Source organism: Curtobacterium sp. UNCCL17 (genome assembly GCF_000686685.1).
Taxonomy (GTDB): domain Bacteria; phylum Actinomycetota; class Actinomycetes; order Actinomycetales; family Microbacteriaceae; genus Curtobacterium; species Curtobacterium flaccumfaciens.
The window spans coordinates 421,019-440,371 of record NZ_JMLI01000017.1 but is presented as its reverse complement, the minus strand read 5'-3'; the positions used below and the strand labels follow the sequence as shown (position 1 = coordinate 440,371).

The following is a 19,353-nucleotide window of genomic DNA, read 5'->3' as shown; positions in this document are numbered from 1 at the left end:
CGACCTCTTCTGCTCACCAAGCGAACAGCGGCGCACGCGGTGCACGCACCCCGCTCACACGCGGTTGAGCGCGTGCACCGCCTCGTCGTAGGACTCCTCGGCCAGGCGCACCCGGTCCCCCGCGAGCACCCCGTACCCGAACGTGCCCTCACCCCCGCGCTCCGCGATCGCCGCGTTCGCCCGCAGGATGTCGAGGGCGTGCAGGGACCGCACCCGTTCGGTCAGCACGTCGGCCGCGGTGCCGATCCGCTTCCACAGGGCGTGCGGGAACGCGTCGTCGCCGAGCACGTCCATCGCCATCCGGGCGCGCATCGTCTCCTGCCACGCGGCCTCGGTGGTGGTCCGGTCGGCGGCCTCGCGCTCGGCAGCGGTGTCCGAGGTGTCGTCGGCGACGGCCGCCCGGACGAGTTCGCGCACACGCGGCTTCACGTCGGCGCCGACGTCCTGCGCGACCTGCTTCGGTGCGCGGAGCGACCACGCCGTCGGCACCGGGCGCTCGGCAGTGTCGTCGAGGGCGTCGAGCAGCTCGAGGAACGGCTCGCCGTGCAGGAACGCGACGACGTCCCGCACCGCCTGGTCGCGACGTTCCCGGGTCGAGGCGAGGATGCGCTCACGGGTCATCGCGTCGACCAGGTCGTCCTGCGCCGGCGACGACGCCCGCGGCAACCGGTCGATCAGGTACTCGGCCAGCGCCGCACGCGCGGTGACGCCCGCGAGGCCGTCCGCCGCCTCGGCGGCGCGGTCGACGGCCTCGCCGTGGGGGAACGCCGGGCGGTAGGCGCCCAGGATCGCGGCGATCTCGAGGGTGGTGTCGGCCGCCTGCCGGAGGTCGGCCGTGTCGCCGGAGCGGAGCCGGGCCTCCTGGCCGAGCAGCGCGACGCGCAGCTTGCGCACCCGCTTCGCCAGGATGCGTGCGGTCGTGCCCTTGGCCGGCTTCTCCTCGGTCTGGAGGCGCGGTGCCGGTGCTCCTGCCAGCCCGCGTGCCAGCTTGGACGCGACGGCGGCGGGGCCGGCGCCGACGGCCGCGAAGCGCCCGTCGAGGGCCGCGAACAGCTCGTGGGCGATCTGCGGGTCGACGCCGTCGACGGTCTCGACCTCGACCTCGCGCCAGGTGCGCGGGGTCTCCGGAGCGTCGTCGTCGAGGCGCTGGGCGGTGACCTGGTCGTCGGCGAGTTCGGCGATCTGGTCGCCGTCCTCGTCGAGCAGTCGGGTGACGGTGCGGGTGGTGGTGATCCGGACGACGGGACGCAGCCCGCGACCGCGACGCTCCGTGAAGAGCGCGGCGAGGACCTCGTCGGGCACCGTGTCGGCGTCGTCGGTCAGGGGGAACTGCTGCTCGTGGCGGACCGTGTCCGACTCCGAGCGCTTGATGTGCCAGCCGGCGTCGGGGCCGCCCGTGCGGCGGCGCACGGTCACCCGCGCGGCCACCAGGTCGTACCGCTCGGTGTCCCAGTAGGTCGCGTCCAGTTCGAACGGCTCCTGGTGCTCGGTGCGGAGGATGCCGCCCGCGCCGACGAGGTCGGGGAGGGCACCGCCCTCGGGCAGGTCGTAGGTGCGCTCGATCTCGAGGTGCGTGTGGCTCACACGCTCTTGTCTACCAGGGCTTCGGCCTGCGGTTCGACCACGAGGCGTGGCTCTGTGGAGAACCGGCTCGCGACGTACCCGGCGATGACAGCACTCAGCGGAGGCAGCGTGACCGCGAAGGGGTTCCAGCGCAACGGGACCATCGAGAAGAGCACCCCGTTCCACTCGAGCACGAAGACCACGGCAGGGAGCAACAGGAGGAGCCAGGCGCCGCGTCGGACGCGGACGGCGACGAACCAGCCTGCAAGCGCGAGGATCAGCGGGAGCCCGCCCACGGGAAGGTCTGTCGGTGGCGTGAGCAGCGGCTGCAGGACTCCACCGACGGCCGCGGCGAGGACGATGCTCGCGCCGAGACGTCGGCGACCCGACGGAGCGCGCAGGACGAGGGCTGCGAGCGCGATCGCCGCACCGGGCACGAAGAACACCAGGGTCCAGGTACCGGCCGTGGCGAGCACGACGTCGGTCCGGCTGCTGTACCCGCCGTTCGGTTGCACGATGAGCCACGCACCGGACGCGATCAGGGAGACGACCGCGACGGCGACCAGGACCGGGACGGTCCGGACGGTGTGCGGCATGCGATCGAGCTGGGTGGGCGGTGCGGTCACGGTGTTCCCCCACGAGGTGCGGTGCGGCGCTCGTCGGTGGAACAGCGCGGTGGTCAGGGCACCGAGCGCGAGCGCGGTCGACGACAGGTCGAGCTGCTCGGCGTCGCGCACGTCGGCGAGCCACTGCTCGCGTCGGGCATCACGGTGGGCGGCTGGTGAGACCGCGACCGCGATGCCGACGAGCGCCTGGTCGAGCGCACTCACGAGGTCACCGGCCGGTTCGTCGGGCGGCTCGGGCTCGGACGGACCGGTGCTTCGGCCGGGCGCGCAGCGAGCAGGCCTCGGGCGGCGCGGACTCCGTCCGCGGTGAACTCGTAGAGCCGCCGGCGTGGCCCTGACCGCTCCGCGTCGTCGTCCCACGAGGAGGTGATCCACCCCTGCCGCTCGAGCCGTTCGAGGATGGGGTAGACGGTGCCCGCGGGGCGACCGGTGGCCTTGATGACGAGCAGCCCCCAGGTCGGCCCGTCGCTGGCGAGCAGTGCGTCGAGCACGTCGAGCGTGGAGGCGGTCACGCGCCGGATGGGTTCCATGCGCTCAAACTACCTATGTAGAACAAGCCGCACAAGCCCCCTCAGGAGAACGGGTTAGCCTGCAGGGATGAGCGACACGATCACCCGCGAGCAGTTCACGCCCGAAGCCGGCGGCGTCACGATGTTCACCACCACGTGGTGCGGCTACTGCGCCCGGCTGAAGAACCAGATGTCGAAGGCCGGGGTGCCCTTCACCGAGGTCGACATCGAGCAGACCCCGGGCACCGCCGAGCTCGTCGCTGAGGTCAACGGCGGCAACCAGACCGTGCCGACGCTCGTGTTCCCCGACGGCACGACGGCGACGAACCCGTCCCTGGCCGAGGTGCAGTCCCGAATCTGAGCGGCGGCCCTCCGCAAAACACCGGTGTTCACGCTCCGAACACGCGCATGACGCGGTTCAGAGTGCGAACACCGGTGTTTTGCTGTCAGGGCCGCGCGCGGGACGCGCCGCGCGCCGGCGCTAGCCGCCGAGCGCCTCGGTCAGCAGCGCAGCCATCGCGTCGAGCTGGATGTCACCGGAGTCGACGACCTCTTCGTCCGAACCGTCGAGCGCGCGGGCGGCCAGGGACGCCTTCGAGTCGATGAGCTCGGCGATCTTGGTGTCGATCGTCTGCGCGGCGATGATGCGCCACGCGGTGACGGGCTCTTCCTGTCCGATGCGGTGCACACGGTCGATCGCCTGGGTCTGCTCGGCGCTCGTCCACGACAGCTCGGCGAGCACGACGTTCGACGACACCTGCAGGTTCAGACCGACACCGGCCGCCGTCAGCGAGCAGACGATGACGGCGACGTCGGGGTCGTTCACGAACGAGTCGATCTCGGCCGTGCGCTGCGTCGGGCTCTGGTCGCCGCGGATCGTGGCGGTGCGCAGCCCGCGACGGGCGAACACCTCTTCGGCCTGGTCCATCACGTCGAGGTGCTTCGCGAAGAACACGACCTTGCCGACGTTCGAGGCGAGCTGTGCCGCGTAGTCGGCCGCGAGCTGGGCCTTGGCCCGGCCGATGCGACGGACCATCGAGAACACGTTCTCGCCGGTCGACGAGGCGTCCTGGTCCTCGAGCTCCCAGCGCGCGACCTGGCGGACCAGCTTGTGGTCGATGCCGACGACCGGGTCCTGCCCGGTGCGGGCGTCGATTGCCTGGTGGTAGCGACGGACGAGCTTCGCGGTGAGCTCGCGCTCGGCGTCGCGGATGGAGCGACCCTCGTCACCGTCGAGCTCGACGGGGATGTCGGCGATCCGGCGGGCGGGGATGTCCGCGGCGACGTCGACCTTGCGGCGTCGGACGATGCCCTGGTCGATGACGGCACGGCGGGCTTCGACGAAGAACCCGGGATCGGCCGGCGTCAGACCGATCTCCTCGAGCTCGTTCATGAGCTTCGCGCGCGGCTTCTTGTCGTCGATCCAGCCGAGGTACTCCCAGATGGTGCGGAAGTCCTCGACCGAGTTGATCAGCGGGGTACCGGTCAGCGCCATGAGCAGCGGCGCGGCGGTGCGCTGCCGGATGCGCTCGGCGATCTGCAGCACGAACCGGGCGCGCTGCGAGTCCTTGTTCTTGATGAAGTGCGCCTCGTCGACGACCATCCCCTTGAACCCGAAGTTGCCGAGCCACCCGGCGTGCCGGTCGAGGATCTCGTAGTTCACGATGACGATGTCGGCGAACCCGTCGAGGTCGTTGCCGTCCCCGTGGATCACCGTGGCGCGGTGGTTCGGCACCCAGCGCTCGGCTTCACGCGCCCAGTTCGTCTTGACGACGTTCGGCACGACGACGAGCAGCGGGAACGCGTTCGCGGCATCTGCGGCGAGCAGCGACTGTGCGGTCTTGCCGAGGCCGGGCTCGTCGGCGAGCAGGAACGTGCGGTGCCCCTGCGCGGCGGCGGCGACGAGTTCCGCCTGGTGCTTCATGAGCGTGGTGCCCGAGCGCGAGTGCAGCGTCGTGGGCTCCGGCAGCGGCATCGACGCCGCTCCCCCGCCCGCGCCGTACTCGAACGACTTGAACAGCGGTCCGAACAGTTCCCAGTTCGCCAGGCGACGCGGGTGTGCGACGGGCTGGTCGGCGAGGGCGAAGTCCGGCGGCATGAACGGGTTCGCGAGCTGGCGCTGCACGACCGCCTGCGGCACGACGGCCCGCACCGGGGTCTCGACAATCGCGGCGGGCTCGGACGCGATGACGAGGTCCTCCGGCTGCAGTTCCATGCCGCCCGCGATCATCATGTCGCGCTTGACCGCACGCGTCGCCTCGGAGACCTGGACCTCTTCGGCGAGGAGCTGGATGACGCTGGTGTCGCGCGCCGCCGTCTTCGCCAGGATCGTGGCCACGCCGTCGAGCCGCTTGAGCTGCTCGGCGCGCTGCGCGTCGGTGAGCTCCGTGTCGGCCTTCACCCGCGCGCGCTCTTCGCGCATGAGCAGGGCGACCGCCTGGAACTTCGTCCGGTTCGATGCCTTGAGCGGTCCGCGCTGTGCCGCGGCCTCGACCTCGCGCACAGCGCGGGCGAGGACGGGGATGACGCCGTCGTTGTCCAGCGGCCTGGTGCGACGTGACGCGGTCCGCGTCCCGCCGGCAGCACGCCGGGTGCCTGATCGAGCCAACGCTCCTCCTGTTCCGCCCACACGTCGGGGCGATCCGCCCGTGGGGCGGGAAGTCCTGCACCGGGGCCTGGCGCGGCTCCGGTTCGGCTGCGGGCCACCGTGGCCCACCGCATCGCCGGTCCCCGCATCGGGACGTCCGGTGGACTCCCGCGAGCCGTTCCACACGAGCACCTGCCGGGAGCAGGTTCGGACGGTCCGCGCCGGGATCCGGCGTCGTCACACGCACGTGATGCCCCCTCGGGGCGGTCACGGCCCGGTCCCCGCGTCGATCAAGTGATCGACGGCTGCGTCCGGAATCGACGCGGCACGCGGGAACGCGGTGCGTGCGCGCTCAGTTTACTCCCGGACCACCGACAGAGGCGACCGGCGCGTTGCCCGCGCGCGTCGCGACGGCGGACGGGAGGCCCGTGGCGGGCCCGACCCGCGCCTCCCGTCCGTTCCTCGGTCGCGTCTCAGACCTGCGGTGCGGACCGCGGGCGGGTCGAACCACCGGTCGGGAGGCTCGGGGCCGCGTCCGCCAGGGCGGCCTGCGTCGCGGCGAGGAGCTGCTGGGCGGTCTGGATCCCGTTGGCGGAGCCGGTGGTCGCCTGGCCGCCGGCGTGGGCGAGCAGCTGGGCGCCGATGGCCGGTCCGATGCGGTCCGCCTCGCGCGGGTTGCGCGCGACCCAGTCGCGGGCGATCGCGTCGGCGAGACGCTCGGCGGCGGCGCCGCGCTCGGCGTCCCCGCGGGACCGGTGCCAGAGCCCGGTGACCACGAGGTGGGCGACGACGGCGCCGACGTCACGGACGGGGAAGCCCCAGCCCGCGGTGTCGATGTCGAGCAGCCCGGAGATGCGCCACGGCTCGTCCTCGTCGACGAACACCTGCTCCAGGTGCAGGTCGCCGTGCACGACCTGCTTGGTCGAGCTCGACCAGCCGATGGAGCGGCGGCCGATGGCGTCGTACAGGCGGTCGATCTCCTCGGCGTCGCGCGGCAGGGCGGCGATGAGCGTGCGTCGGTGCCAGTCGGCGTGGTCCATCGCGTCGGCGCGCGCCTGCTGGGTCATCGGGACGGTGGCGACCCGGCCGCTCAGCGCGGCGAGCGACGCCACGAAGCGGGGGTCGTCGGAGATGTCGAGGATGCGGCTGCCGGCGGGCACGCCACGGATGCGCTCGAGCACGAGCAGGCCGTCGCCACGGCTGGACAGCACACGCGGCACGGGCAGACCGGCCGCGACGAACTGCTCGTGCGACTGCACGATCGGTGCGACCCGGTGCGGACGGACGATCTTCAGGAACAGGGTGCGCTCGGGGGCCTCGACGCGCACGACCGCGCGCTTACCGGGCCGGTACGCCGCCACGGTGAGCACCGGGTCGGTGACGGGCATGCCGAGCGTGGTCAGCAGCTCGGCGACGGCGTCGCGGTAGGTGACCTGCGGCAGCACCGGCAGGCCGGGGTCGTTCGGGTACGCCCACACCGACACCGGTTCGCCCGTCGCCGGATCGGTGACGATCGCGCTGTTCTGGTCGTGGGTGCCGCCGGTGTCGACGTAGGTCAGGACCGTGGCGCGCTGGCCGTTGCGGTCCACCGTGTCGACCTCGTAGCCGTACAGGTAGCCGTTGCCCGAGGGCTCGACGGAATGCGCCCGCGCGGCCACCACGGAGGTCCCGGAGCCGGCGAAGGCCTGCGGGATGACGCGCTCATGGTTGGGCCACACGACATCAGTCAACCGTGTCGCGCGGGTTTCGTCGCGTTCGTGCACGGCTCGGCGCGCGGCCGGTGGCTACCGTGGTCGGTGTGAACCCGGTCGCGCGCCTCCGCAGCTCCAGTCGCACGCCGTTCCTGCAGGTCGTGAAGACCGCCGTCGCGGTGGTCGCCGCCGTGCTCCTCTGCCGCCTGGTCATCCAGGGGCCGTTCCCCACCTTCGCGGCGATCGCTGCCCTGCTCGTGGTGCAGCCGAGCATCAACCAGTCGTTCGTGAAGGGGCTCGAGCGGAGCGCGGGCGTCGTGATCGGCGTCGTGCTGGCCACCGGGTTCCACCTGCTGCTCGGCGACGGCGTGTTCGTCGTGCTGCTCGTCATCGTGCTCGCGATCCTCATCGCCTGGGCGCTCCGGCTCACCCCGACGTCGGCCACCCAGGTCGGGATCAGCGGGATGCTCGTGCTCACCGCCGGGGTCGTGACGCCGAACTACTCCGCCGACCGGATCCTCGAGACCGTGATCGGTGCGATCGTGGCCCTGGTCGTGAACGCGCTCATCGTGCCGCCCGTGCTGCTCGAACCGGCACACCTCGCCGTCGCCCGGCTCGCCCGTGACACCGCGGTGGCGTTCGAGCGGATCGCGATCGGCCTGACCGAAGGGTGGGACCGCGAGCGATGGGACGAGGCGCTCGTCGCCGCCCGGGCACTGCGGCAGCAGCACGCCAAGGCCGAGGCGTCCCTGGGGTCGGCCCGCGAGTCCCTGACGATGAACCCGCGCGGCGGCCGGCACCGGACGATCCTCGACCGCGACGTGGTGACCACCGACCACCTGCGCGTCCTGGTGACCCGGGTCACCGGGATGACCCGGGCGATCCGCGACAACACCGCACCGGACCTGCGGGACGACCCGGTGGTGCACGGCATCGCGACCGAGGTGGCACGGATCGGTGCGGACGTCCGCGCGCTCAGTGCGCGGGTCGAATCGACACGGCTCGACCCGGTGGACGGGGTCGGCCGGACGGACGCCGCCGCCTTCGGACCGGACGTCGAGCCGTGGGCGGAGGCCTCGGAGCCGGCGCTCACCGCGCCGCTCGAGGTGGTGCGGCCGAACTCCCGGCACTGGGTGCTCATCGGGGCACTGCTCGAGGACATCCGACGGGTGCGTGGCGAGCTGCTCGGCGAGGACGACTAGTCGGTCCGCTTCAGCGCGCTGCGCAGGCAGCTCGGTCCGCTTCAGCGCGCAGCGCAGGCCGCTTCCGACGCCGTCCGGACGACGTCGGACCAGATCACCGCGGTCGGGACGACGTCGGTCGCGGTCGCACCCGGGATGCCGGCGTCGGCGTACCGGCTGATCTCCGCGACGACGGCCTCGGTGCCGACCTCGCGTGCAGCACGGCTCGCCACGTCCGGCACGGCCGTCCGCAGCTCCGCGACCACGCGGTCGCGCGGAGCGTCCTCCAGCTGCGCGAGCGCGCCGATGCCCTTCCACGCGGCGTCCAGTTCGGCGCGCAGGCGCACGATGGCCGGGTGGTCGATCGAGTCGTTCATGATCCCCCAGTGCGGGCGGCGCATCGGGTCGCGCTGTCCGCTGCCGGAGCCTAGCAACGAAGCAAGCGGCGCTCACGTCCCTAGAACGTGGGACAGACCGTTCTGCTCTGTCCTGTGACGAGATTCAGCGAGTCGGACTCGAAGAACGGCCCTCCGCGCCGGTTCGATGCCACGATGGGTCCGAGGAGGTCCACTATGCGGCTGTTGGTGGTCGAGGACGACGACGAGATGCGTGCCCTGATGGAACGCGGACTCGCGGCCGAGGGGTACCGGGTCACGGCCGTCGAGAACGGTGTCGAGGCGCTCATCGCCCTCGGCGAGCAGGCGTTCGACCTGGCGGTCGTGGACGTGATGATGCCCGGCATGTCCGGCTTCGAGCTCGCGCGGCGGATCCGTGAGCGCGAGGACCCTGTGCGGATCCTGCTCGTGACCGCGCGCGACGCCGTCGACGACCGTGTGTTCGGGCTCGACGCCGGCGCGGACGACTACCTCACCAAGCCCTTCGCCTTCGCCGAGCTCACCGCCCGGCTGCGTGCGCTCGGCCGTCGCGAGTCCGCCGGGGCTCCCCGCACGATCGAGGTCGGGGACGTGTCGATCGACTCCGAGGCCCGCCGCATCTCGATCAAGGGGCAGCGCGTCGCCGTGAGCCCCACCGAGTTCGCCCTGCTCCGACTGCTCGCCCGCTCCGCCGGCAGTGTCGTCGACCGCCCGAAGATCCTCGAAGAGGTCTGGGACGGTTCGCAGCACGTCGACCCGAACGTGGTCGAGCAGTACATCTCGTACCTCCGCAAGAAGCTCACCGCGCACGAGGCCACCGTCGCCATCGCCACGGTCCGCGGTCGCGGGTACCGCCTGGATCTGCTCGGGGCGTGAACGGGGCCGACGACGCCCCACGATCGGACCGCCGACGCGGCGGTCCGATCCGGCCGCTGCGTCTGCTGTCCCTGCGTGCCCGGATCACGATCGGCTCGACGGCGATCGCCGCGATCGTCATCCTGCTGCTCGTCCTCGTGATGCGGTTCCAGGTGGTGAGCGTCGTCGCGAGTGCGACGCGCACCCTGCTCGATGCCGACGCCGACCCCTACGTCGCCACGCTCGAGGTCGACAGCGACCCCGACCTGTCGCCGCCGGGCAACGCGCAGCTCGTCGCCGTCGTGTCCCCGTCCGGCGAGATCGTGCTGTCGACGATGCCCGACCGTGTCGAGCAGGCGCTCGGCAGTCTGCGGTCCACCCCTGCCGGTACCTCGATCATCACCGTCTCCGGCTCGGAGTACCGCGTCGTGGTGGAGCACCCCGTCAACGAGGCCGGCCGCTGGACCGTCGTGGCCGCCCGCAACTCGCAGGCCGAGGCCATCGTCGTCGACGACCTCACGACGACCCTGTCGTTGACCGGCCTGGCGATCCTGCTCGCCTTCGGCGTGGCGTCCTGGGTGCTCGCGACCACCGCGCTGCGCCCGGTGAACCGGATGCGCCGCGAGGCCGAACGGCTCTCCGTCGCCCCGGAGCGTGCCGAACTGCCGGTGGGCCCCGCACAGGACGAGCTGGCGTCCCTGGCGACCACGCTCAACGCCTTCCTCGCCCGGACTCGGCAGGCGACCGAGCGCGAACGCCAGATGGTGTCGGACGCCAGCCACGAGCTCCGGACACCCCTGGCGATCCTGACGACCCAGCTCGACCTCGCCTCGCTCGACGGGAACGACGCCGCCGCCCTCGCCGCCCACATCGAACGCGCCAAGCACAGCGTCGCGCGGTTGTCGCGGCTGGCGAACGACCTGCTCGCGCTGTCGCGGATCGAGGAGTCCGAGCGGCGTGAACAGGACGGCGACCGGCGACCCGAGACCGCGTGGTCGGACCTCGGCGACGAGGTGATGGCCGCGGTCGACCGTGTCCGGCTCATCGCCTCGGCGAAGGACGTCACGGTCGACTTCGACCTCGAGCCGCCCGTCGCCGTCGGCGGTTCCGGCCCGGGCATCGGCGGCGGCACCGTCGAACCGCGGTACCGGATCGACACCGGCGGGATGGCCCAGCTCGTCACGAACATCGCTGGCAACGCCGTGGCCGCACTCCCCCGTGGCGGCGGCATCTTCGTGTCCTGGCGGAGCACCGGCGGCGAAGGCGTCCTGCAGATCACCGACGACGGCCCCGGCGTGCCCGAGTCCTTCATCCCCGTGGCGTTCGACCGCTTCACGCGTCCGGACGAGGCCCGGACGTCCCGCCCGAACCCGGACCCGTCGACCGGTGTCGGTGCCCTGCCCGGCGGCTCCGGGCTGGGACTCGCGATCGTGCGTGCGGTGGCGGAACGGGCGGGAGGCACGGCGTCCCTCCGCAACGTGCCCGCCGGTGGACTCGAGGTCACGATCCGCCTGCCCGAGGTGCGCTGAGCACGACCGCTCACTGGAAGTCCCGCGAGCGGGTGCGGACGGACAGCGACAGGTGCTCGATGCGGTCCGCCACCAGGTTGACGACGCCGTCGGGTGAGCGCTCGAGGATGCCCCGGACGATCACCGCCGGGGACTCCCGCGCCACCCGGCGGAAGCGCCCCCAGACCCCGACACTGCAGATGATGTTGACCAGCCCGGTCTCGTCCTCGACGTTCAGGAAGGTGATGCCGGAGGCCGTCGCCGGACGCTGCCGGTGCGTCACGATCCCGCCGACCTCGACCCGTCGTCCGGTCTCGGCGGTCGCGGTGTCCTGCACGCTGAGCACCCGGCGGGCGGCGAGGCGGTCGCGCACGTGTCGGACGGGGTGGTCGTCAGTCGTCATGCCCGTCGACCACATGTCGGCGATGAGCACGTCCCCGCTCGTCATCTGCCCGAACAGCGGCGGCTGCACGAACACCTGCGTGTCCGGCAACTGGTCCGGGCGCTCGGCGGCCGCCTGGGCAGCCGACCACATCGCACCGCGGCGGTCGATGTCGAAGGGGGCGAAGGCATCGGCAGCGGCGAGTGCCTCGAGCTGCGGCGTGGTGAGCCCGACCCGTCGGGCCAGGTCCGACATGTCGCGGAAGGGGCCGTTCGCGTCCCGCTCCGCGACGATCTTCTCGGCGCTCTTCCGGCTGAGGGACGCGACCTCGGCGAGCCCGAGCCGGACGGCGAAGGCACCGTCGCGTCGGTGGCTCGCGGTGTCGTCGGGGAGCGCCTTGTCGAAGGGCAGCACCGGGGGCTGCTCGGTGGCCAGGCACGCGTCGTCACCGGCAGGGGCATCCCCGTCCGGCAGCGGTTCGAGCGTGGCGTCGACCCCGGACCGCAGGATGTCCGGTCGCAGCACGCGGACGCCGTGCCGTCGGGCGTCGGCGACCAGGGTCTGCGGTGAGTAGAACCCCATCGGCTGCGCCCGGAGCAGGGCCGCCAGGAACGCCCCCGGGTAGTGCAGTCGCATCCACGCGCTCGCGTAGACGATGAGGGCGAAGCTGATCGAGTGGCTCTCCGCGAAGCCGAAGTTCGCGAAGGCCTGGATCTTCGCGTAGATGGCGTCGGCGTCCGCACCGTGGATGCCGTTGTCCGCCATCCCCGTGTAGAGCTTGTCGCGCAGCCGGTCGATCTTCTCGTGCCCGCGCTTCGACCCCATCGCTCGTCGCAGCAGGTCGGCGTCGTCACCGGAGCAGTTGCCGACCGCGATCGCCATCTGCATGAGCTGTTCCTGGAACAGCGGGACCCCGAGGGTGCGTTCGAGCACGGGTTCGAGCGCCGGGTGCATGTAGGTGATCGGTTCCTCGCCCGTGCGCCGGCGGATGTAGGGGTGCACCGCGCCGCCCTGGATCGGCCCGGGTCGGACGAGTGCGACCTCGATCACCAGGTCGTAGAACCGCCGCGGGAGCAGTCGGGGCAGGGTGCCCATCTGCGCGCGGGACTCCACCTGGAACACCCCGATCGTGTCTGCGCGGCACAGCTGGTCGTACACCCCCTGTTCTTCCTTCGGGATGGAGTGCATCTCCCAGCGCTCCCCGCAGTGCTCTGCCGCCAGGTCGAACGAGTACTGCAGGGCCGCGAGCATGCCGAGCCCGAGCATGTCGAACTTCACGAGCCCCATGTAGGCGCAGTCGTCCTTGTCCCACTGCAGCACGGTGCGGCCGTCCATCCGGGCGTGCTCGATCGGCACGACCTCGCCCACCGGGCGGTCGGTCAGCACCATGCCGCCGGAGTGGATGCCGAGGTGCCGCGGGAACCCGAGGACGTCGCTCGCGAGCCCGACGACCGCCGGCGGGATGTCGTGGTCCTGGCTCTCGGTCACCGAACCCCACCGCTCGACCTGCTTCGACCAGGCGTCCTGCTGCCCGGGGCTGTGGCCGAGCGCCTTCGCCATGTCACGCACCGCACCCTTGGGCCGGTAGGTGATGACGTTCGCGACCTGGGCGGCGTTGTGCCGACCGTACTTGGCGTACACGTACTGGATCACCTCTTCGCGGCGGTCCGAGTCGAAGTCGACGTCGATGTCGGGTTCCTCGTCGCGCATCGCCGACAGGAACCGCTCGAACGGCAATCCGTACCGGATCGAGTCCACCGCGGTGATCTCGAGCAGGTAGCAGACCGCCGAGTTCGCCGCCGAGCCACGCCCCTGGCAGAGGATGCCCCGACCGCGGGCGTACTGCACCATGTCGCGCACGATCAGGAAGTACCCCGGGAAGTTCTTCTCCTCGATCACGGACAGCTCCCGCTCGATGCGCTCCCGCTTGCGGGGGTCGACACCGTCGGCGCTGCCGGGGTAGAACCGCCGGGCACCCGTCCATGTGAGCTCGCGGAGCCACGACATCGCGGTGTGTCCGTCCGGGACGTCGAGGTCGGGCAACCCGGGCTGCACGGTCTTCAGCCGGAACCCGAGCTCGTCGGCGAGTTCCACGGTCCGCTCGATCGCGCCGGGGTAGCGCCCGAACCGTCTGGCCATCTCGGCGCCGGAGCGCAGGTGGGCGGTGTCGGCTGCCGGGAGCCAGCCGTCGATCTCGTCGAGGCTGCGGCGGGCACGCACCGCCGCGAGCGCGGTCGCCACCGGGAACCGGTCGGGGGTGGCGTAGTGCACGTTGCCGGTGGCGACCAGGGGCAGCGCGTGCTTCGCGGCGAGGGCGGCCAGGGCGTCGTTGCGGGCGCTGTCGAGCGGGTCGCCGTGGTCGAGCAGCTCCACGACGACGTTGCGGCTGCCGAACCGGTCGAGCAGCACCCGGAGCGCGGTCTCGGCGGCGGACTCGCCACCCTGCTCGAGGGCCTGCCGCACGGAGCCCTTCCGGCACCCGGTGAGGACCCGCCAGTGCCCGTCCGCCCGCGCGGCGAGGTCGTCGAGGTCGTACTGCGGGCTGCCCTTCTCGGACCCGGCTGCCAGGTGTGCGCTCGTCACCGCGCCGGCGAGCCGGTGGTAGCCGTCCTGACCGTCGGCGAGCAGGAGCAGGTGCGAGCCCTCGGGGTCGGGCACACCGTTCTGCGGTTCGGTCAGCCCCAGGGACAGCTCGGTGCCGAACACGGTGCCGACCTGCGGGTACGACTCGGCGACCTCGGCCATCCGGGCGGCCCCGTAGAAGCCGTCGTGGTCGGTGAGCGCGAGGGCGTGCAGTCGGAGCCGAGCAGCTTCTTCGAACAGGTGCTCGGGCTGACTGGCGCCGTCGAGGAAGCTGAAGGCCGAGTGCGCGTGCAGTTCGGCGTACGGCACCACGGGCCCGCCGTCGGTGTCGAGCGGTGACGGGACGTACGGCTCGCGCTTCCGCGACCACGCGGGGCTGTCGCCGCCGTCGCCGTCGTGCGCCGTGCCCGGGCTCCGCTTGTCGGACAGCGCGCGCTCGAACTGCGACCACGGGATGGGTGGGTTGCTGTAGCCCATCAGGTCACGCTCCTGTCGGTGGTGGTGGTGGTGGTGGTCGGGGTCACGTCGCGATCGCCTCGGCCCACCAGCGGTGGTCCGCCAGCACCAGGTACCAGGCACGCCCCTCGGCGTCGACGAGCTGCAGCCGGTGCAGGCGTCGACCACCGGACTCCCACCACCGGACGACGAGCGGCCACGGGCCCGCCCAGGCCGTCACGGCCGAGAAGCCGCCGCCCCGGTCGCCCTCGGCACGGAACCGTTCGGGTGCGCCGGACAGCACGCCGCGCTCGTCGACGTCGACACTGGCACCACCGACGGCGACGACGTCGACCGGTCGGGGGCGCTCGAGCACGGTGGCGGGGGGCGGGCCGGGCAGCTTGCCGGGCCACGGACGGTCGCGCACGGTCGCCAGGGCTCGCTCACCGCCGGCGGGTGCGTCGCCCCACGGCACGAGCACCACGCGCTCGGACAGGGTGCGGCCTCCACCGATGCGCGGGCTCACCACACCGTCGTGGCCGACCATGCCCTGGATCCGGGCGAGGCCGTGGTGCACGCGCTCGTCCGGGCCGGAGCCCCACAGCCCGCGCTCGTGGTTCGCCATGTCGTCGACGGCGACCGGCTCGAGCACGACCGAGGTGACCGGCGCCTCGAGCCCGCTGGGGTCCACCCCGCCGGCGAGCTGCCACCGCACCCGGTCGACCACGTCGGCAGCGTCGAACCAGCGCGGGTGCGCCCAGGTCCGTTCGAGCAGGATGTCGCGCTCGTCGACGATCCCCACACGGATGGTCGTCGCCACGAGCCCCGCGGCCCGGAGTCGCTCGGCGAAGTCGTCGGCGGAACGCCGGAACGCGAACGCGATCTGGTCGGCGCGGTCCAGCGGGGGTTCGAACGACGCCTCGACCCGGAGTTCCGGCGGGATCTCCCGCGCCGCGATCTCGCGGGGGTCACGGCCCCCGGCCAACCGGTGCAGGAACGCCCCGGCCACGCCGAAGCGGTCCCGCACCTGTTCGTCGCCGAGTGCCGCGAAGTCGCCGAGCGTGGTGATGCCGAGCCGGTCGAGCACCGTCGTGAGGTCGGGGTCGCCGAGCACACCGAGCGGCAGGTGCGCGAGGAAGTCCGCCGATCCCCCGACGGGCACGAGCCGCACCCGTTCACCGGGACGCACCGGACGGGCCCGGGCGGCCTGGTCCGCCGCGAACGGGGTGTCGGCCACCCCGGCCCGCACCGCGGGGGCGCCGTGGTCGGCCGCGATGCCGGCAAGGGTCGCCGCCGCCGCGCGCTCACCGCCGTAGTACCGGGCCGGGCCGCGGGCGCGGAGCGCGAGGGTGCCCGGCCGCAGCACCTCGACCCCGGGGACCGCCGCCTCGACCGCACGGATGACGGGCTCGAAGGCGCGGTGGTCGAGGGCGTCGTCGTAGGGCTGCACGAGGAGCTCGGGGCACCGTGCCTGCGCCTCACGCACGCGGAGCCCCCGCACGACACCCTGCTCACGCGCGGACGCGGAGCTCGCGAACACGAGCCCCTTCGCGGTCAGGGCGAGGGGTTGCTCCGGCGGGGTGCCACCGGCCCGAGCCGCCGCGATGACCGGCCAGTCCGGGCACCAGAGCACGATCGTCCGGGTCGGGGGTGGTTCGGGCAGTGCCGCCCCACGCGTGATCGCGTCGGTCCGGACGCGCCCGGAGGCGATCACGACGCCACCGCCACGGGCCGCAGCACCCGGGTGTCCCCGGAGCCCACCGTCGGCACCGGTGTGGCGGCCCGGACCGCACCGTCGGCCGCGGGCAGGAGCAGCTCGGCGGTCGCCGGACGCACCGCGCCGGCTCGCCCGGTCGCGGTCACGGTGGCCCGGCGCTCCGTCAGGTGGCCGTGGCCCTGACCGATGCCGCTCCACGTCGAGGATGTGACCCGCAGCGTGACGTCCGCCCCGGGCCAGGAGCCGAGCGCGACGAGCGCGCCGCCGCGCTGTCGCAGCCGAGCCGACAGCCGTGCAACGTCGCCCGGCACGACCCGGCCGAGCGGTCGGGTGAGGACGATCTGGGCGACGTCGGCCATCGCCGCCGTCACGGCGAGCCACTGGTCACCGGGATCGGGGACGAGCACGAGTCGTTCGAGGTCGATCCCCGCGGCGGCGGCGGCTTCGATCCCGAAGGACGGCACCCCGACGACCGCACACCACGCCCCGGCCGCCGAGGCCGCCTGCAGCATCGTGATCGCGAGCAGCACCGACTCGGGGACGGCGTAGGTGCCACCGACCCGGATCGCGCCACCGGGCAGCAGGGGTTCGAGTGCCGGGGCCGTGGGGAGCCCGGCGGTGTCGACCCGCGTGGACTCCATGTCGGCCACCCGGGACCGCAGGGACGTGATGCGGTCGAGCGCGGCCCGGGCATCGCTCAGGTGGTCCGGCCCACGGCGCGCACCGCCACCGCCCGCACCGCTGCCACCGCGTGCAGCACCGCTCCGCCCGCCCCGGTCCGGGGTGGGCGACCGGAGTGCCGCCGCCGTCTGCATGCCCTCATATTCGAACATGTGTTCGATGATGTCAATCGCGTCCGACATCCGTGGACAGTCCTGATCGAACACGTGTTCGGATCAGGGCGTCAGCTCACCAGCTGGCGACCGACCCGACTCCGCCGAGCACCGACCGTGTCTTGGTCTCGACCTCGTCCGCCTCGTCCGCGGGCACCGACGACCAGGTCACCGCTCCCCCGGCTCCGAGGGTCCGGGAGCGCACCGCTCCCGACTCGTCGAGCACGGTCACGAGGCTACGGATCGCCACCGACAGGTCGACCGCCCCGCTCGCCGAGAAGTACCCGATCGCGCCCGAGTACACACCGCGCGGCGCCCCCTCGAGCCGGTCCGCGATCGCCGTGGCACTGCTCTTCGGCGCCCCGGTCATCGACCCCGGCGGGAACGCCGCGTGCACCACGTCGGCCCGCGACGTCCCCGGCGGCAGCACCGCCCCGATCGTCGAGACCAGCTGGTGCACGCTGGCGTACGTCTCGACGGCGCACAGCCGCTCGACGTGCACCGACCCCGGCACCGCGGTCCGCAGCAGGTCGTTCCGCAGCAGGTCGACGATCATCACGTTCTCGGCGCGGTCCTTCGGGCTCGCCGCCAGGTCATCCCGCGCGGCTGCGTCCGCCACCGCGTCGGCGAGCCGCCGCCGCGTGCCCTTGATCGGCTCCGCGAGCACCGCTCCGGCCGCGTCGATCCGCAGGAACCGCTCCGGTGACCGGCTCGCCACGCGCAGCGGGCCGAGCCGCAGGAACGCGCCGAACGGGACGGGGTCGGACGCCCGCATCCGCAGGTACTCGTCCAGGTGCGGGTCCGCACCGGGGCCGCCACGGGCCTCCTGTCCGACCGCGAAGGCGGTGGTGAGGCAGACCTGGAACGCGTTCCCCTCGCGGATCTCCGCGCGGCACACGTCGACCGCCCGCTCGTAGGCAGCACGCGTCACGCGTCCGGTCGCCGTGGACACCCCGGCCGGGAGGCCCGTGGCCGCGTCCACGACGCCGACCGACGTCGCGGGGGTGGGCATCTCTTCGAGCCACGCGCGGTTCCGCGCGCTGGCCACCGGTTCCGCGTCGGCGACGAGCGCGAGCGCCCAGCCGCCACCGGTGTGGTCGACGACGACGGCTCGGTCGACGAACCGCAGGTCGGCGTCGGCGTGCCCGTCGGCGGTGCGGTCCGGGCCGCCGGACTCGCGGCCGAGCTCGTAGCCGAGGAACCCGACCCAGCCCAGCGCGAACCCGCACCCGACGACCGGCTCGGGCAGGCTGGGCGTGCGTCGGAGCAGGTCAGCCAGCACCGCGAAGGCCGGACGCTCCTCGGATCGGGCGGGCCCGAACCACTCCTGGGCGGGCGGGGCGACCGTCAGGTGCGCGCGACGGTCCTGGTGCCGGAACCGGGCGGTGAACGGCCCGTCCGTCCACGCCAGCACGGACCACCGCGCCCGGGGTCGAGCCGTGGCGGGAGCACCGTCGGGCAGGCCGGAGTCGAGCCACACCAGGTCCCCGGCGACCTGCGCCGCCAGGGCCGCGAGGTCGGGGACCGGGTCGAGTCGGCGGACCTCGACGCGGACGCCGGGGTCGGGGGTGCTCAGATCGCGGCGATCGTCCATGCGGCGGCGTGCGAGGCACCGGGCGCGAGCACCACGAGGCCGCGGTCCTCGCCGTCGTTGAAGGCGTCCGGGGCGCACGTCATCGGCTCGACGGCGAGACCGGCGCGGTGGTACTCGGGGACCACGTGGTCGGCGGTGTGCACCTGGGCCCAGCCGCACTCCGGCCCGAAGGTCGCACGGACCCCGTGACCGTCCGCCGCCGTGACCGCGATGGTGGCGAGGCCGGCGGCGTCACGGTCGAAGCCGGTGAAGGCGTGGTCGATGAACCGGTCGCCGATCAGCGTGGGCGTGCGCAGTTCGAACTCGTCGTGCACGGGGACCAGGTCGGTCGGGACGAGCCGGTCCGGCGTCACCTCGAGCACCTGGGCGGCGGGGAGCGTCAGGGTCCAGCCGTCGACGGTGCCGGCACCCGCGACGAGGTAGGGGTGCGGGCCGGTCCCCCACGGCGCGTCCTCGGCGCCGGTGTTCGTCCCGGTGATCGTGGTGTGCAGCCCCTCGGCGTCGAGCCGGTACTCCACGGTGACCTCGACGCGGTACGGGTAGCCCTGCTGCGCCTGCACGGTCGTGGCGAGCACCACGCGGTCGTCCGCCTGCTCCTGCACGCGGAAGTCCGTCCACGCGACGAGTCCGTGCAGGGCGTGGTGCCGTGCGGGCTCGGTGAGGGCGAGCTCGTGGTCGACGCCGCCGAAGGAGTACTCGCCGTCGACGATCCGGTTCGGCCACGGGGCCAGGACGGCACCGCGGAAGACCGGGCGGACCTCGTCGGCGTCGAACGGGACGACCAGGTCTCGGCCCTCGTGCCGCAGGGTCCGCAGTGTCGCTCCGACGGTGGCGATGTCGGCCGTGTACCCGGCGGAGGCGATCGTCAGCGGGGACCCGGACAGCGGCGCGTCGTTGCTCATGCGCTCAGCGTAT

At 73.0% G+C, this 19,353-nt stretch carries 15 protein-coding genes; 4 read left to right on the top strand and 11 right to left on the bottom strand.

Annotation, left to right across the window (positions count from 1 at the left end; translation table 11 throughout):
- Positions 1-54: 54 nt before the first annotated feature.
- The 3 genes from BR70_RS0102175 to BR70_RS19100 are packed head-to-tail and all read right to left on the bottom strand — an operon-like array spanning position 55 to position 2,719.
- Positions 55-1,584, bottom strand: coding sequence for a CYTH domain-containing protein (locus tag BR70_RS0102175; protein WP_027464732.1), 1,530 nt, complete (start codon positions 1,582-1,584; stop codon positions 55-57).
- Positions 1,581-2,393 (bottom strand): hypothetical protein, encoded by an 813-nt coding sequence (locus BR70_RS23520; RefSeq protein ID WP_027464731.1) that lies wholly within the window; start codon positions 2,391-2,393, stop codon positions 1,581-1,583. Before BR70_RS23520 ends, BR70_RS0102175 begins: the two co-directional genes overlap by 4 nt.
- Positions 2,390-2,719 carry a PadR family transcriptional regulator gene (locus tag BR70_RS19100; protein ID WP_035807666.1) on the bottom strand — a complete coding sequence of 110 codons (330 nt, stop codon included), beginning with the start codon at positions 2,717-2,719 and terminating at the stop codon, positions 2,390-2,392. Before BR70_RS19100 ends, BR70_RS23520 begins: the two co-directional genes overlap by 4 nt.
- A 67-nt stretch (positions 2,720-2,786) precedes the next feature.
- Between BR70_RS19100 and BR70_RS0102160 the strand changes: the two genes are divergently transcribed.
- The gene (locus tag BR70_RS0102160; protein ID WP_027464730.1) at positions 2,787-3,059 is read left to right on the top strand and encodes a mycoredoxin; all 273 of its coding nucleotides are present in this window, start codon (positions 2,787-2,789) and stop codon (positions 3,057-3,059) included.
- Between the two features lie 120 nt (positions 3,060-3,179).
- Here the strand turns inward: BR70_RS0102160 and BR70_RS0102155 are convergent, their stop codons facing one another.
- Entirely contained in the window at positions 3,180-5,306 is a 2,127-nt protein-coding gene (locus BR70_RS0102155) for a DEAD/DEAH box helicase (protein ID WP_027464729.1), read from the bottom strand.
- 452 nt (positions 5,307-5,758) lie between these two features.
- Positions 5,759-7,003: a phosphotransferase enzyme family protein gene (locus BR70_RS0102150; protein ID WP_027464728.1), complete on the bottom strand. Its 1,245-nt coding sequence runs from the start codon at positions 7,001-7,003 to the stop codon at positions 5,759-5,761.
- An 80-nt stretch (positions 7,004-7,083) separates the two neighbouring features.
- Between BR70_RS0102150 and BR70_RS0102145 the strand changes: the two genes are divergently transcribed.
- The gene (locus BR70_RS0102145) at positions 7,084-8,178 is read left to right on the top strand and encodes an FUSC family protein (RefSeq protein ID WP_027464727.1); all 1,095 of its coding nucleotides are present in this window, start codon (positions 7,084-7,086) and stop codon (positions 8,176-8,178) included.
- 41 nt (positions 8,179-8,219) lie between these two features.
- Here the strand turns inward: BR70_RS0102145 and BR70_RS0102140 are convergent, their stop codons facing one another.
- A complete protein-coding gene (locus tag BR70_RS0102140; protein WP_110864838.1) occupies positions 8,220-8,534 on the bottom strand; it encodes a hypothetical protein in 315 nt (104 codons plus the stop codon).
- Positions 8,535-8,729: 195 nt separating this feature from the next.
- On the opposite strand from BR70_RS0102140, the gene BR70_RS0102135 reads away from it, so the two are divergent.
- Positions 8,730-9,407, top strand: a complete 678-nt coding sequence (locus tag BR70_RS0102135; RefSeq protein ID WP_017885962.1) for a response regulator transcription factor — start codon at positions 8,730-8,732, stop codon at positions 9,405-9,407.
- Positions 9,404-10,915 carry a sensor histidine kinase gene (locus tag BR70_RS0102130; protein ID WP_051596530.1) on the top strand — a complete coding sequence of 504 codons (1,512 nt, stop codon included), beginning with the start codon at positions 9,404-9,406 and terminating at the stop codon, positions 10,913-10,915. Before BR70_RS0102135 ends, BR70_RS0102130 begins: the two co-directional genes overlap by 4 nt.
- 10 nt (positions 10,916-10,925) lie before the next feature.
- Here the strand turns inward: BR70_RS0102130 and BR70_RS0102125 are convergent, their stop codons facing one another.
- The 5 genes from BR70_RS0102125 to BR70_RS0102105 form a co-directional block, all read right to left on the bottom strand.
- Positions 10,926-14,336 carry an error-prone DNA polymerase gene (locus BR70_RS0102125; RefSeq protein ID WP_027464724.1) on the bottom strand — a complete coding sequence of 1,137 codons (3,411 nt, stop codon included), beginning with the start codon at positions 14,334-14,336 and terminating at the stop codon, positions 10,926-10,928.
- A gap of 43 nt (positions 14,337-14,379) precedes the next feature.
- Complete coding sequence (locus BR70_RS0102120; RefSeq protein WP_081827190.1) at positions 14,380-16,008, bottom strand: DNA polymerase Y family protein; 1,629 nt, start codon at positions 16,006-16,008, stop codon at positions 14,380-14,382.
- Positions 16,005-16,844 carry a hypothetical protein gene (locus BR70_RS19095; protein WP_181435807.1) on the bottom strand — a complete coding sequence of 280 codons (840 nt, stop codon included), beginning with the start codon at positions 16,842-16,844 and terminating at the stop codon, positions 16,005-16,007. Before BR70_RS19095 ends, BR70_RS0102120 begins: the two co-directional genes overlap by 4 nt.
- A gap of 76 nt (positions 16,845-16,920) precedes the next feature.
- A complete protein-coding gene (locus BR70_RS19090; protein WP_051596528.1) occupies positions 16,921-18,438 on the bottom strand; it encodes an anthranilate synthase component I family protein in 1,518 nt (505 codons plus the stop codon).
- Positions 18,417-19,340, bottom strand: a complete 924-nt coding sequence (locus BR70_RS0102105) for an aldose 1-epimerase family protein (protein WP_027464722.1) — start codon at positions 19,338-19,340, stop codon at positions 18,417-18,419. The genes BR70_RS19090 and BR70_RS0102105 overlap by 22 nt, the downstream gene beginning before the upstream one ends.
- Between the last annotated feature and the right edge of the window lie 13 nt (positions 19,341-19,353).